The 1,317-nt window shown below is 50.2% G+C and carries 1 protein-coding gene; it reads right to left on the bottom strand.

Annotated features, from left to right (window positions below; translation table 11 throughout):
- The coding region (locus KDK16_RS08955) for a PEP/pyruvate-binding domain-containing protein (protein ID WP_257275683.1) at nt 1-1,261 on the bottom strand (1,261 nt) is incomplete at its 3' end.
- Nucleotides 1,262-1,317 lie beyond the last annotated feature (56 nt).

Consider the following 1,317-nt stretch of genomic DNA (forward strand, 5'->3'; position numbering starts at 1 on the left):
CGCCATTGGCCAGACTGTCTTCGGGTACGGGCATGGCAAAATCCATGCCGCCAGAAAGTCTGGTTATCGGACGCACCTGCAACAGGAACAGGTGACCCTGATGATCAATGGCAAACTCCACATCCACCGGGCAGAGCAACAGGTCTTCCAGCTTTGTCACCATCTCCCTGAGTGCTGAAACCGTGTCATCACTGAGTCGCTGCCCACCGTCGTCTGGTGGGGCATCTGACTTATAAATGATTGTCTCCGAATAGCCGTTATTATCCGTGTTTTTTTGAAGGATGAATTGACTTGAAACCGTCCCGGGAAAGTATTGAACGCTTTCAGCCCCTTCTTCGCCAGAAATATCGATGCGGTGGGGCGTGTTACCTGACTGTCCTGCCACAACACCCCTGGGCTGACCGGGTGTGTACTCAACCCTGATGGTATCATCCTGAAAGGACTGAAAGCTCATGACGACCCCGCCATATCGGCAATCAATGCAATGCTGGATGATCAGTGCCATGGTGGGTGGTATCACTCCGGGACAAACTTCAGGCCGGTAACCTGAGGCCATGACCTTGAGACAGGTTCGCAGAACATCCTCTTCTCCCTGAACTTCCGAGAGGTATTTACCTGCCTGGGCATCGCCGTAGTTGTCCTCATTGATGCCAGAACTGCGGATAATCACCGGCTGTGACGTGGATTGTTCTTCAAGCTGACAGCGCAGATTCCTGATGTGGCAGGCTGCCTCAGAATCTTTAACCTGTTCGTAAAAGTCACTACTGACAATGAATTGTGTCAGACCCTCCAGCCATTTATCCATTTTGTTTTTCTCTGATGGTGGCGAGGTATTCAGGTATTCCCTGATTTTTATCAGACTCCACCCTGCTTCCGGTTCAAAGACGATCCCGGGTAGATAGCGGGCTAAACGATGGGAATCCAGAGGGTGTTGTTCAAGCGCATTCATTACCCGGGCTGAAACACATTTGAACGGCGGGACTGGCAGCTTTATTGCCGCCATGCGTTGCAAAAACATCCCCTTGCCCCCAAGTTGCTCACGGCTTGGGAGAGAATCGTTAGTAGCCTGATCTGAAATTGATAAACGGCAGGTGCGCTCGGTGAGTGACGTTGGGTCAGATAAGCCATTGGGATCAGGATTACTGAAATAATTTTTGGGTGAACTCTCAGTCCCATTAGTTGAACTGCCAGCTTGAGTATTCTGATTTGTGTTCGTTGTCAGGGTTGGAAAATCTGATCTGCCAACATTAGCAGGCAACATAAGGATATCCCTCTCATGTTAATATTCACCCATGCCTCAATGGCTGGTAATTACCC

The organism is Endozoicomonas sp. SESOKO4 (assembly GCF_024606275.1).